The organism is Agrobacterium sp. ST15.13.013 (genome assembly GCF_027956525.1).
Classification (GTDB): domain Bacteria; phylum Pseudomonadota; class Alphaproteobacteria; order Rhizobiales; family Rhizobiaceae; genus Agrobacterium; species Agrobacterium salinitolerans.
In genome coordinates this window covers 80,554-93,914 of sequence record NZ_JAQKGP010000006.1, presented here as the reverse complement: position 1 = coordinate 93,914, position 13,361 = coordinate 80,554, and the positions used below count along the sequence as shown (strand labels likewise).

12 protein-coding genes are annotated in these 13,361 nt (G+C 58.5%); 10 read left to right on the top strand and 2 right to left on the bottom strand.

The features are described 5' to 3' along the window. Positions 1–109: 109 nt before the first annotated feature. Entirely contained in the window at positions 110–1,525 is a 1,416-nt protein-coding gene (gene ligM / locus PL597_RS08405; protein ID WP_173989023.1) for a vanillate/3-O-methylgallate O-demethylase, read from the top strand. A gap of 282 nt (positions 1,526–1,807) precedes the next feature. On the opposite strand, the gene PL597_RS08400 is transcribed toward ligM, so the two are convergent. After that, entirely contained in the window at positions 1,808–2,683 is an 876-nt protein-coding gene (locus tag PL597_RS08400; protein WP_077982354.1) for an amidohydrolase family protein, read from the bottom strand. Beyond that, on the bottom strand, positions 2,673–3,152 hold the full coding sequence (locus PL597_RS08395) for a MarR family winged helix-turn-helix transcriptional regulator (RefSeq protein ID WP_077982353.1): 480 nt from the start codon (positions 3,150–3,152) through the stop codon (positions 2,673–2,675). The genes PL597_RS08400 and PL597_RS08395 overlap by 11 nt, the downstream gene beginning before the upstream one ends. A 242-nt stretch (positions 3,153–3,394) precedes the next feature. Between PL597_RS08395 and PL597_RS08390 the strand changes: the two genes are divergently transcribed. The 9 genes from PL597_RS08390 (at position 3,395) to lpdA (ending at position 13,356) form a co-directional block, all read left to right on the top strand. Beyond that, positions 3,395–4,300 carry a VOC family protein gene (locus PL597_RS08390; protein ID WP_271364951.1) on the top strand — a complete coding sequence of 302 codons (906 nt, stop codon included), beginning with the start codon at positions 3,395–3,397 and terminating at the stop codon, positions 4,298–4,300. Continuing rightward, the gene (gene kdsA / locus PL597_RS08385) at positions 4,300–5,145 is read left to right on the top strand and encodes a 3-deoxy-8-phosphooctulonate synthase (RefSeq protein ID WP_077982936.1); all 846 of its coding nucleotides are present in this window, start codon (positions 4,300–4,302) and stop codon (positions 5,143–5,145) included. The genes PL597_RS08390 and kdsA overlap by 1 nt, the downstream gene beginning before the upstream one ends. A 136-nt stretch (positions 5,146–5,281) precedes the next feature. Then, the gene (gene eno / locus PL597_RS08380; protein WP_077982352.1) at positions 5,282–6,556 is read left to right on the top strand and encodes a phosphopyruvate hydratase; all 1,275 of its coding nucleotides are present in this window, start codon (positions 5,282–5,284) and stop codon (positions 6,554–6,556) included. 313 nt (positions 6,557–6,869) lie between these two features. Further along, positions 6,870–7,187 (top strand): FtsB family cell division protein, encoded by a 318-nt coding sequence (locus PL597_RS08375; protein ID WP_077982351.1) that lies wholly within the window; start codon positions 6,870–6,872, stop codon positions 7,185–7,187. 153 nt (positions 7,188–7,340) lie between these two features. Beyond that, a complete protein-coding gene (gene pdhA / locus PL597_RS08370; protein WP_077982350.1) occupies positions 7,341–8,384 on the top strand; it encodes a pyruvate dehydrogenase (acetyl-transferring) E1 component subunit alpha in 1,044 nt (347 codons plus the stop codon). A 17-nt stretch (positions 8,385–8,401) separates the two neighbouring features. Further along, the gene (locus PL597_RS08365; RefSeq protein WP_271364950.1) at positions 8,402–9,823 is read left to right on the top strand and encodes a pyruvate dehydrogenase complex E1 component subunit beta; all 1,422 of its coding nucleotides are present in this window, start codon (positions 8,402–8,404) and stop codon (positions 9,821–9,823) included. 14 nt (positions 9,824–9,837) lie between these two features. Beyond that, the gene (locus PL597_RS08360; protein WP_271364949.1) at positions 9,838–11,196 is read left to right on the top strand and encodes a pyruvate dehydrogenase complex dihydrolipoamide acetyltransferase; all 1,359 of its coding nucleotides are present in this window, start codon (positions 9,838–9,840) and stop codon (positions 11,194–11,196) included. A 12-nt stretch (positions 11,197–11,208) separates the two neighbouring features. Next, positions 11,209–11,853, top strand: coding sequence for an SGNH/GDSL hydrolase family protein (locus tag PL597_RS08355; protein ID WP_271364948.1), 645 nt, complete (start codon positions 11,209–11,211; stop codon positions 11,851–11,853). Between the two features lie 57 nt (positions 11,854–11,910). Further along, complete coding sequence (gene lpdA, locus PL597_RS08350) at positions 11,911–13,356, top strand: dihydrolipoyl dehydrogenase (RefSeq protein WP_271364947.1); 1,446 nt, start codon at positions 11,911–11,913, stop codon at positions 13,354–13,356. Positions 13,357–13,361 lie beyond the last annotated feature (5 nt).

The following is a 13,361-nucleotide window of genomic DNA, read 5'->3' as shown; positions in this document are numbered from 1 at the left end:
CTTTATTTTTGCCGATGCGCTCGTAAAGGACGAAATTTTCCGCTTGCAATTTATCAATGCCCGGCGTTTCTATGTATACATAGACGCGTTTTCCAGGGAGGAGATTAGAATGGCGAATTCCAGTCTGACCGAGGTTTTGAAGCAATATCCGAACCCGGTTGAAATGCTTCGAAACTCAAAAATTGGCATGTATGTATACCCTGTCGTTGCCGGAGAGTTCAGCAATTGGCGCTCCGAGCAGGCTGCCTGGCGCGATGGCGCGGTCCTGTTTGACCAGTCCCATCATATGGATGAGCTGATCGTCGAAGGCCCCGACGCCGAAAAATTTCTCGCCCATCACGGCATCAACTCTTTCTCGAATTTCGATCTCAATCGCGCCAAGCACTTCGTGCCGGTCACGCCTGATGGCCACGTCATCGGCGACCACATCATTTTCCGTGAGCGCCAGGATAAGTTCATTCTCGTCGGCCGTGCGCCGACCTCCAGCTGGCTGATGTTCTGCGCGGCCTATGGCAAGTGGAACGTTCGCATCAAACACGATCCTCGGTCCCCGTCGCGGCCGGAAGGCGAGCGCGTGCTGCGCACCCATTACCGCTATCAGATACAGGGCCCCGATGCGCCGAAAGTTTTCGAGAAATTGAACCGCGGCCCTATCCCGGACATCAAGTTCTTCCACGTCGACTGGATCAATATCGGCTCCAAGAAGGTGCAGGCGTTGCGCCACGGCATGTCTGGCGCGCCAGGCCTCGAGGTCTGGGGACCCTATGAGGACAAGAGCTACATCCTCTCCTGCATTCTGGCCGCGGCCAACGAAGCCGGCGTCAATCTCGTGCGTTGCGGCAGCCGCGCCTATTCCACCAACACGCTTGAATCGGGCTGGATCCCGTCGCCACTGCCGGGCATCTACACCGGCGACGGCATGTTGAAGGACTATCGCGACTGGCTGGGCGCCGACAGCTATGAGGCGACGGGTGCGATCGGCGGCAGCTTCGTTTCCGATAATATCGAGGATTATTACGTTAACCCGTTCGAGCTGGGTTACGACTTCTATATTGGTTGGAAAAAAGACGACTTCATCGGCAAGTCGGCGCTGGAGGTCATGAAAGGTAAGACGCAGCGCAAGAAGGTCACCTTCGAGTGGAACGCCGAAGATGTGGTGGATGTCATCGCATCCGCGTTCCGTCCGGGCGAAGACCATTACAAATGGATCGACTTCCCGCAGGCCAATTACGCTTCGACCGGAGCAGATATCATCTTGAAGGGGGGCAAGCAGGTCGGCATGTCGATGTTCACCGGCTACTCGTATAATGAGCGCTGCATGCTCTCGCTTGGTATCGTCGATAACGATATTCAGGTCGGCGACGTTCTCACCCTTGTCTGGGGAGAGCCGAACGGTGGTTCTGGCAAGACCTCGACGGAGCGCCACAAGCAGAAAGAAATCCGTGTCCGCGTCTCGCCGACGCCTTATGCGGCCGAAGCACGTGACAATTACGCGGACAGCTGGCGTACCAAAAAAGCGTCCTGACAGGTTCGGGTTGCGCCGTGCAGATGACGCGGCGGGACCCGGCGAAGGGCCGGTAAACGAGCGTCAGTGGGTTTTGCAGCCCGAGGACGCGGACAAAGAGATGGAGCCGTGAGGCTTCCAGTTTTTTCGTTGGAAACGCTTGAGCTCATGAAGAAGGCCTGCCGGAAACGGTGGGCCTTTGTCTTTTGGCGATGATTGCCGACGCCTTCCGAGCGCTTATTCGTGCAAACGATAGCCCCGGTTCAAAACCGAGGCCCATAAAATGACAGTAGTCCTTAAGGTCTAGAGCTTCAGCAGCCTTTTTGCGTTTTCCTTGAGGATCAGCGGACGAACCTCGTCTTTTATCGGAATATTGGCGAAATCGTTGAGCCAGCGCTCCGGCGTCATCGCCGGCCAGTCCGATCCGAACAGCATCTTATGTTTCAGCAGCGAATTGGCATATTGCACCAGGATCGGCGGGAAATACTTTGGCGACCAGCCCGACATGTCGATGTAGACATTCGGCTTATGGGTGGCGACGGAGAGCGCTTCTTCCTGCCAGGGGAAGGAGGGGTGTGCGAGAATGATCGGCATGTCGGGGAAATCGACCGCGACGTCATCGAGATGGATGGGATTTGAAAACTTCAGCCGCATTGCCATGCCGCCGCGCAAGCCCGCGCCGACGCCCGTCTGCCCGGTATGGAAAAGCGTGATTGCGCCTTCCTCGGCGATGGCTTCATAAAGCGGGTAGGCCATGCGGTCGTTGGGGTAAAAGCCCTGCATCGTCGGGTGAAACTTGAAGCCTTTCACCCCGAAGTCACGCACCAGACGCCTCGCTTCGCGCGCTCCGGCCTTTCCCTTGGCGGGGTCGATCGACGCGAAAGGGATCATGATGTCGCTGTTGTCGGCAGCGATCTTCGCCACCTCTTCATTTTCATATCGGCGAAAACCGGTTTCCCGTTCCGCATCGACCGGAAAAATCACGCAGCCGATTTTACGCTCGCGATAATAGGCGGCTGTTTCCTGCACGGTCGGCAACATGCCCTTGTGGCCGGCGGGGTTCTTGAAATATTTCGCCATACCCGCCTGAAATTCATCATAACCGTCGTCGCGGGGGCCGCAGCACGGCTCCTCGGCATGGGTATGCACATCTATAGCGACGAGTTCATCAATATTCACGGCCTGTTTCTCCCAAGTTCATGCCCAGAAATTTATGTAGCAGGGCGATGAACTGATCGCGCTCGGCCGCGGTCAGGCCCGCGCCGAGCGTCGCCTCGTGCGAAAAGAACCACTCGCTCTCCTTGCGCACATGCGCCACGCCTTCCGCCGAAAGCGTCAGTTCGATGGCCCGGCGATCGTCATCGGGAACACGGCGGGTTACCAGGCCCCTGTCTTCGAAAGCACGGATCAGTTTGGTCATGTGCGCGCGCTTGATCATCAGTCGCTGGCCGAGCGCCGTCTGACGAATGCCGGGGTTATGCATGATGACGAAAAGCACCGAGAATTCCCCCGGCCGCATGCCCGAATCCCCGAGCGCCGTGAAGAAATCGTCATAGGTCTTGAGCTGGGCGAGGCGGATGAGGAAACCAAGCGCTGTCTCCAGCCGGTCGATATTGACGTCAGTCGCCCTGCGGGGGAGTTGATCCATGTTATTCCCGTTTCATGCTTTGCCAGAGGTAAACCGTTTCTCTCAAATGGAGCACGGCCGCCCGCATCATATCCCCCACATGAAGCCTCTTCAAACCCAGTAAGTCGACGATAAAATCTATATATAGATTGTTTACAAGTCAACAATTATGCCTGATGCGCACATGGAAGGAGTTCGAGATAACGTCTATTGTTCCGAGCCGACCATTTGCCTCTTCATACTCGCCGTGCTTTTCTGGCGCGATGGATTTCCCAGCTGCGGAGGCCGTTCAGTTGAACCCTTATCCCGTCGATCATCTTGTCCTGCCCGTTGCCCACATTGATGTCGCCACGGCGCGCCTGGCAAACCTCGGTTTCACAGTTGCGCCTCAGGCGATCCATCCGTTCGGCACGATGAATGCGTGCGTCTTCTTCGCGGACGGCACCTATCTTGAACCGCTTGCTGTTCATGATCCGGCTAAGTATCGTGATTCCGTGAGGAATGGCGATGTATTCACCCGCCGGGATCGCGACTTCAGGGCAAGCCACGGAGAAGGTTTCTCCGCCCTTGTCGCTGGAACGAAAGACGCCTTTGCCGATCATCAGCGGTTTATCTCCGCAAACTTATCCGCCGGCGATATTTTCGAATTTTCGCGACCCGTGCAGATGCCCGACGGATCGAAAAGCGAAGCCTCGTTTCGATTGGCGTTTGCGGCAAGCGGATCTGCTGCGGATTTTTTTATGTTCAGTTGCCAGCGGATCAAGGCCATGCCGGGTGACCGGTCAGCGTTGGAGCGCCATGCCAACGGCGTCACAGGGCTTTCAGAAATCACCCTGATCCCAGGCGCGGATGCGAGGGCAGGGGCGCTGGCCGAGGCGGTGTTTGGTTTTTCATCCACCTTGTCCCCCAGCGGCGACAGAACGTTTGCGACGGCAAATGCCGCAATAAGATTGACGGAAAAACCTGCCTTCGGCGACGCATCCATAGATGCGTCCAGCCAAGGCGCAGGCGGATTGCGCGGCGCGGGCATCGTCTTTTCCGTTCGCGATCTTGCCGTGACAGCGGCGGTGCTTGCTGCTAATGGCGTTTCCAGCATGGAAGCGGGCGGTCGTCTGGTGGCACCCGTAGCACCGGGTCAGGGCGTTGCCTTCGCCTTCGAGGAAAAATGATGAGCGTTACGAACAATCTCAAAGTCACCGCCGGCGATGGCGCCAGCAAGGTTTCCTTCTGCAACAGCGAACGTTTTTCGCTGATTGCTGGCCCCTGCCAGATGGAAAGCCGCGACCATGCCTTCATGATCGCCGGTGTACTCAAGGAACTCTGCGATAAGCTGGGTATAGGCCTTGTCTACAAGTCCTCCTTCGACAAGGCGAACCGCACCTCGCTTTCCGGCAAGCGCGGCATCGGCCTTGATAGCGCGATGCAGGTTTTCGCCGATCTCAAGAAGGAGTTCGGTTTTCCCGTTCTGACCGACATCCACACGGAAGAGCAATGCGCCATCGTTTCCGAAGTGGTTGATGTGCTGCAGATCCCGGCCTTCCTCAGCCGCCAGACCGATCTTCTCGTCGCTGCCGCCAAGACCGGCCGCGTCATCAATGTCAAGAAAGGTCAGTTCCTTGCCCCCTGGGACATGAAGAACGTGCTGGCCAAGCTGAATGAAAGCGGCAACCCGAATGTGATGTTGTGCGAGCGCGGCGCGTCCTTCGGTTACAACACGCTGGTTTCCGACATGCGCTCGCTGCCGATCATGGCTTCGCTCGGTGCACCTGTCATCTTTGATGCAACCCATTCGGTCCAGCAGCCGGGCGGGCAGGGCGGCTCCACGGGCGGCCAACGCGAATTCGTCGAGACTTTGGCGCGGGCGGCGGTGGCTGTCGGCGTAGCCGGCCTCTTCATCGAGACCCATGAGGATCCGGACAATGCGCCGTCCGACGGCCCCAACATGGTGCATTTGAAGGACATGCCGAAACTGCTTGAAAAGCTCCTCGCCTTCGACGCCATCACCAAAGCCTGAGATTGTGCGTTTGATTTGTGCCAATCGATTTTAATGGCGGGCGCTCCGTTTCTGCCGCCCGCCGTCATTGTAATTTCTTCGTCATCGTCTAAGACAGGCGACGGAAAATATCTGTTCCATTCCCAAGGGAGAGACCATGACTGCCATTACCGATATCATCGCGCGCGAAATTCTCGACAGCCGCGGCAACCCGACCGTCGAAGTCGATGTTTACCTCGAAGACGGCTCCATGGGCCGTGCGGCCGTTCCTTCCGGCGCCTCCACCGGCGCGCATGAGGCGGTTGAGCTGCGCGATGGCGGCAAGCGTTATCTCGGCAAGGGCGTGGAAAAGGCTGTTGAAGCCGTCAACACGGAAATCTTCGACGCCATCGGCGGCTTCGATGCTGAGAACCAGATCCAGATCGATCAGATGATGATCGCGCTTGACGGCACGCCGAACAAGTCGCGCATCGGCGCCAACGCCATCCTCGGCGTTTCGCTCGCCATTGCCAAGGCTGCCGCTGAAGCTTCCGGCCTGCCGCTTTATCGTTATGTCGGCGGCCCGAACGCGCATCTGCTGCCGGTTCCGATGATGAACATCATCAACGGCGGCGCCCATGCCGATAACCCCATCGACTTCCAGGAATTCATGATCCTGCCGGTTGGCGCGGAAAACATCCGCGAAGCCGTGCGCATGGGTTCTGAAGTGTTTCATACGCTGAAGAAAGAATTGGCTGCCCAGGGTCACAACACCAATGTCGGCGACGAGGGCGGTTTCGCACCGGGTCTCGAAAGTGCACCGGCCGCGCTCGATTTCATCATGAAGTCGATTGAAAAGGCCGGTTACCGTCCGGGCGACGACATGTTCGTCGGTCTTGACTGTGCCTCGACCGAATTCTTCAAGGACGGAAAATACGTTCTCGAAGGTGAGGGCCGCACTCTAGAGCCGGGCGCTATGGCGGAATATCTGGCGGAACTCGTCGCCAAATATCCGATCATTTCCATTGAAGACGGCATGGCCGAAGACGATTGGGAAGGCTGGAAGACGCTGACCGATCTCATCGGCAACAAGTGCCAGCTCGTCGGCGACGATCTCTTCGTCACCAACTCTGCGCGTCTTCGTGACGGTATCAAGATGGGCGTTGCAAACTCCATCCTCGTCAAGGTCAACCAGATCGGTTCGCTCTCCGAGACGCTGGATGCGGTCGAAACCGCACACAAAGCCGGTTACACCGCCGTTATGTCGCACCGTTCGGGCGAAACCGAAGATTCCACCATCGCCGATCTCGCGGTCGCCACCAATTGCGGTCAGATCAAGACCGGCTCGCTTGCCCGTTCCGACCGGCTTGCAAAGTACAACCAGCTGATCCGCATCGAGGAAATGCTGGGCCCGCAGGCTGCTTACGCCGGTCGTTCGATCCTGCGCGGATAATTCGCCCTCATTTTGAGGGAGGTGGTTACTGCCCGCGACGGGATTGGTATCAGGCCTAGCAACACATTCCGCGTCATCCTCGGCCTTGTGCCGAGGATCTGCCAACGTCTCGTCAATTCGATACGTTGCAGATGCTCGGGACAGGCCCGAGCATGACGAAGGAGAGTTTGACGGTCTCATCTCCCTCTTAAGCCTGCCTTCCGGCGGGCTTTTTCATGCCGATGTGCCGTTCGCTATTTAAGGTCAACGGATAGTTAAACAATCCGCTTTAGTCTTGAGACTCACGTTATGCGTTTTAAGGCTTCTCTCCGGCATGTGGACCAGACATCATAAAAAGAGACGATTCGGCCGTTTGATCGTTCCGGCCATCACGATCGCTTTTCTTTCCTACTTCGGATATCATTCCATCCACGGTGATTTCGGCCTGCAGGCGACGGAGCGGCTGGAGCGGCAGCGTATTACTCGTACTGCCGAGCTTCAAAAGCTTACGCAGGCGCGTGTGGCACTGGAGCGGCAGGTGGAATTGCTGAGTGACGGTTCGCTGGAGCGGGATATGATCGACGAGATTTCGCGTTACCAGCTGAATATGTCCCGAACGGACGAAATCGTCATCATGAACGCATATTTCTGATTAACCGAAATCGAGTTAATTTAACATTTGTGATTTATTCACAGCATCTTAGCGTGAATATGTGCCATGCGTTTAAAGCATTGCTGCATGGCATTTTCTTGCATATGGTACGCGCCACTCTATCCATTCAAATGGCAACTCAGGGAGGGATGAATGGCGCCGCGAAAACCAGCGACCGTATCCGGCCGCAAGACCACGGCAAAGGCTGCAACCGAATTCACCGGCAAGAACAGCCCCGACTTCTCCAAGGAAGACGAACTTCACGCCTACCGTGAAATGCTGCTCATCCGCCGCTTCGAGGAAAAGGCTGGCCAGCTCTACGGCATGGGCTTTATCGGTGGTTTCTGTCACCTCTACATCGGCCAGGAAGCCGTTGTCGTCGGCATGCAGATGTCGCAGAAGGAAGGCGATCAGGTCATCACCGCTTATCGTGACCACGGCCACATGCTGGCTCTGGGCATGAGCGCACGTGGCGTCATGGCCGAATTGACCGGCCGTCGCGGCGGCCTGTCGAAGGGCAAGGGCGGCTCGATGCACATGTTCTCCAAGGAGAAGCATTTTTACGGCGGCCATGGCATCGTTGGCGCCCAGGTTTCGCTTGGAACCGGTCTCGCATTTGCCAACAAATATCGCGGCAACGACAACGTCTCCGTGACCTATTTCGGTGACGGTGCGGCCAACCAGGGTCAGGTCTACGAAAGCTTCAACATGGCTGCCCTCTGGAAACTGCCGATCATCTATATCGTCGAGAACAACCGTTACGCCATGGGCACCTCGACCGCCCGCGCTACCGCCCAGTCGAACTATTCGCTGCGTGGCCAGTCCTTCGGCATTCCCGGCGTTCAGGTGGATGGCATGGATGTGCGTGCCGTAAAGGCCGCCGCCGATCAGGCGCTGGAACATTGCCGTTCCGGCAAGGGCCCGATCATTCTGGAAATGCTGACCTACCGTTACCGTGGTCACTCCATGTCCGACCCGGCGAAATATCGTTCGAAGGACGAAGTGCAGAAGATGCGCTCCGAACATGACCCGATCGAGCAGGTCAAGGCACGGCTTCTGGAGCAGGGCTGGGCAAGCGAAGATGAATTGAAGGCCATCGACAAGGATGTCCGTGATATCGTTGCCGACAGCGCCGACTTCGCCCAGAACGACCCCGAGCCGGATGTATCCGAGCTCTACACCGACATTCTGCTCTGATCGGGAAAGGGAAACCCATGCCTGTAGAAATTCTTATGCCTGCCCTTTCCCCGACCATGGAGGAAGGCACGCTTTCCAAGTGGCTTAAAAAGGAAGGCGACAAGGTCACCTCCGGCGACGTGATTGCCGAAATCGAGACCGATAAGGCGACCATGGAAGTGGAAGCCGTCGATGAAGGCGTTATCGGCAAGCTGCTGATCGACGCCGGCACCGAAGGCGTCAAGGTCAATACGCCGATCGCCGTTCTGATCCAGGAAGGCGAGAGCGCCGACGACATCTCTTCCTCTACCAAGAAGGAAGAACCGAAGGCTGAAGCTGCAAATTCCGGTTCTGATGCCGCTGGCGGCAAGACCCGCGAAGCCGCAGAAGAGCCGAGCGCTGCCAAGGAATCCGCCAAGGTTCCGGCAGCCCCGAAGATCGAAGTCGCTGCCGATCCGGATATTCCTGCCGGTACGGAAATGGTGATGACGACGGTGCGTGAAGCGCTGCGCGACGCCATGGCCGAAGAAATGCGCGCTGACGAAAAAGTCTTCGTCATGGGTGAAGAAGTCGCCGAATATCAGGGTGCCTACAAGATTACCCAAGGCCTGTTGCAGGAATTCGGCGAGCGCCGCGTCATCGACACCCCGATCACCGAGCACGGTTTTGCCGGTATCGGTGTCGGCGCTGCGATGACAGGGCTGCGCCCCATCGTCGAATTCATGACCTTCAACTTCGCCATGCAGGCGATCGACCAGATCGTCAACTCGGCTGCGAAGACGCTTTATATGTCGGGCGGCCAGATGGGCGCGCCGATGGTATTCCGTGGTCCGTCCGGTGCTGCTGCCCGCGTTGGCGCGCAGCACTCGCAATGTTACGCCGCATGGTACAGCCATATTCCGGGTCTCAAGGTCGTCATGCCCTACACGGCAGCCGACGCCAAGGGTCTGCTGAAGGCGGCTATCCGCGATCCGAACCCGGTCATCTTCCTTGAGAATGAAATTCTCTACGGTCAGAGCTTCGAAGTGCCGAAGCTCGATGATTTCGTGCTGCCGATCGGCAAGGCGCGTATTCACCGCAAGGGCAAGGATGCGACCATCGTTTCCTTCGGCATCGGCATGACCTATGCCATCAAGGCGGTTGCGGAACTCGAGAAGCTCGGCATCGATGTCGAACTGATCGACCTGCGCACCATCCGCCCGATGGACCTGCCCACCGTCATCGAATCGGTCAAGAAGACCGGTCGCCTGGTCACGGTCGAGGAAGGTTTCCCGCAGTCATCGGTCGGTGACTTCATCGCCAACCAGGTCATGCGCGCCGCTTTCGATTATCTCGATGCGCCGATCCTGACGATCGCCGGCAAGGATGTTCCGATGCCTTACGCGGCAAACCTCGAAAAGCTGGCTCTGCCGAACGTCGATGAAGTCGTTCAGGCCGTCAAAACCGTCTGCTACAAGTAAGGGGAGGCGTTTCGATGCCGATAAACATCACCATGCCTGCCCTTTCTCCGACGATGGAAGAGGGCAATCTGGCCAAGTGGCTGGTCAAGGAAGGCGACAAGGTCGCTCCCGGTGACGTGATCGCCGAGATCGAGACCGACAAGGCAACCATGGAAGTGGAAGCTGTCGACGAGGGCACCGTTGCCAAGCTGGTCGTTCCGGCCGGCACCGAAGCCGTCAAGGTCAATGCCCTCATTGCAATCCTCGCCGCTGATGGCGAGGATGTGGCCGAGGCGGCAAAGGGCGGCGATGCCGCGCCTGCCAAGACGGAAGCTCCCAAGCAGGAAGCTGCTAAGGCCGAAGCGCCAAAAGAAGAAGCTGCACCGGCCAAGGCTGAAAAGCCGGCGGCCGATCAGGCAGCGGCACCTTCCACCCCGGCCCCGGTTTCCAAGTCCGGCGAGCGCATCTTCGCGTCGCCGCTTGCACGCCGTCTCGCCAAGGAAGCGGGTCTGGACCTTTCGGCCGTCTCCGGTTCCGGCCCGCATGGCCGCATCGTCAAGACCGACGTGGAAAAGGCTGCCGCTTCCGGCGGTGCGAAGGCTGCTCCTGCCGCCGCAGCATCGCCAAGTGCACCGGCTCCGGCGCTCGCCAAGGGCCAGTCGGACGAAGCCGTTCTCAAGCTGTTCGAAGAGGGCTCCTACGAGCTCGTGCCGCATGACGGCATGCGCAAGGTCATTGCCAAGCGTCTGGTCGAATCCAAGCAGACGGTTCCGCATTTCTACGTTTCGGTCGATTGCGAACTGGATACGCTTCTGGCACTGCGCGCCCAGCTCAACGCGGCAGCGCCTGAAAAGGACGGCAAGCCGGTCTACAAGCTGTCGGTCAACGACATGGTCATCAAGGCGCTCGCCTTGGCGCTGCGTGACGTGCCTGACGCCAACGTCTCCTGGACCGAAAGCGCCATGGTCAAGCACAAGCACTCGGATGTCGGCGTTGCCGTTTCCATTCCGGGTGGCCTGATCACGCCGATCATCCGCAAGGCGGAAGAGAAGTCGCTCTCCACCATCTCCAACGAGATGAAGGACTACGGCAAGCGCGCCAAGGAGCGCAAGCTGAAGCCCGAGGAGTATCAGGGCGGCACGACCGCCGTGTCCAACATGGGCATGATGGGCGTGAAAAGCTTCTCCGCCGTCATCAACCCGCCGCATGCCACCATTCTGGCGGTTGGCGCGGGCGAACAGCGGGCAGTCGTGAAGAACGGCGAGATCAAGATCGCCAATGTCATGACGGTCACGCTTTCCACCGACCACCGCTGCGTCGATGGCGCGCTCGGAGCCGAGCTGATCGGTGCGTTCAAGCGCTACATCGAAAACCCGATGGGTATGCTGGTTTGATCGGAGAGTAAGATGGTGAAATCGGTCCTCTGCTTTGGCGATTCCCTCACCTGGGGATCAAATGCGGAAACGGGTGGCCGGCACAGCCATGACGATCTTTGGCCGAGCGTCTTGCAGAAGGCGCTCGGTTCCGACGTGCATCTGATCCACGAGGGTCTGGGCGGCCGTACCACCGCCTATGACGATTTGACGGCCGATTGTGACCGCAACGGTGCGCGGCTTCTGCCGACGTTGCTGCACAGCCATGCGCCGCTTGATCTCGTCATCATCATGCTCGGCACCAATGACATGAAGCCTTCGATCCATGGATCGGCGATTGTCGCCATGAAGGGTGTCGAACGGTTGGTGAAGCTCACGCGGCACCATGTCTGGCAGGTGGCCGATTGGGAGGCGCCTGATGTGCTGATCGTCGCGCCGCCGCAACTGTGCGAGACGGCCAACCCCGTGATGGGCGCGATCTTTCGCGATGCGATCGATGAATCAGCAATGCTCGCGTCCGTTTACCGTGATCTCGCCGACGAGCTCGATTGCGGCTTTTTCGATGCGGGTTCCGTGGCGCACACGACGCCGGTGGATGGCGTCCATCTCGATGCTGAAAATACGCGGGCCATCGGGCGCGGGCTGGAGCCCGTCGTCCGCATGATGCTCGGACTTTAGGAACAATTCCCGGTCGTGGCGCTGCTCCCGACCCGATAGGACAAGGCAGGATTTTCAATGGCTCAATCATATGACGTCATCATCATCGGTTCGGGACCGGGCGGTTACATTGCCGCGATCCGCGCAGCCCAGCTCGGCATGAAGGTTGCCGTCGTGGAGCGCGAGCATCTGGCCGGCATCTGCTCCAACTGGGGCTGCATTCCCACCAAGGCGTTGCTGCGCACCGCCGATGTCATGCATACCGCCACCCATGCCAAGGATTATGGCCTGACGCTGGAAGGCTCGATCAAGCCGGACGTGAAGGCCATCGTCGCACGCTCGCGCGGCATTGCCGCTCGCATGAACAACGGCGTCGGTTTCCTGTTCAAGAAGAACAAGGTCGATATCATCTGGGGTGAAGCCAAGATCACCAAGCCGGGCGAGATCGTCGTCGGCAAGTCCACCAAGCCGGTGGTGCAGCCGCAGGGGCCCGTGCCGAAGAACACGCTGGGCGAGGGCACTTACACTGCCAAGCACATCATCGTCGCGACAGGTGCGCGCCCGCGCGCGCTGCCCGGCATCGAGCCCGATGGCAAGCTGATCTGGACCTATTTCGAGGCGATGAAGCCGGAAGAAATGCCGAAGTCGCTGCTCGTCATGGGCTCGGGCGCCATCGGCATCGAGTTCGCCAGCTTCTACCGCACCATGGGCGTCGACGTGACCGTCGTTGAAATCATGAGCCAGGTCATGCCGGTTGAAGATGCGGAAATCTCCACCTTCGCTAAGAAGCAGCTTGAAAAGCAGGGCATGAAAATTCATCTGGAAACCAAGGTTTCCAAAGTCGAGAAGGGCGCGAACTCTGTCACCGCGACGCTCGAGAAGAAGGACGGCTCTTCCGAGAAGATCACCGCCGACCGGATGATTTCCGCCGTTGGCGTCGTCGCCAATATCGAAGGCATCGGCCTTGAGGCCGCCGGCGTGAAGACAGATCGCGGTTTCATCGTCATCGATGGTTACGGCAAGACCAATGTTCCCGGCATCTACGCCATCGGCGACGTCGCCGGCCCGCCGCTGCTCGCCCACAAGGCGGAGCACGAGGCTGTCATCTGCGTCGAAAAGATCGCCGGTCTGCCGAATGTACACCCGATGGACAAGCTGAAGATCCCCGGCTGCACCTATTGCAACCCGCAGGTTGCCTCGGTTGGTCTCACCGAAGCCAAGGCGAAGGAACAGGGCCGCGATGTCCGCGTCGGCCGTTTCTCCTTTGCGGCGAACGGCAAGGCTGTCGCGCTCGGCGAAGATCAGGGCATGGTCAAGACCATTTTCGACAAGAAGACCGGCGAGCTGCTCGGCGCGCATATGGTGGGCGCTGAAGTCACCGAACTCATCCAGGGCTTCGTCGTCGCCATGAATTTGGAGACGACAGAAGAAGATTTGATGCACACGATCTTCCCGCATCCGACCATTTCGGAGTCGATGAAGGAAAGCGTGCTCGACGCCTATGGGCGTGTGCTCAACGCATAAGTGCC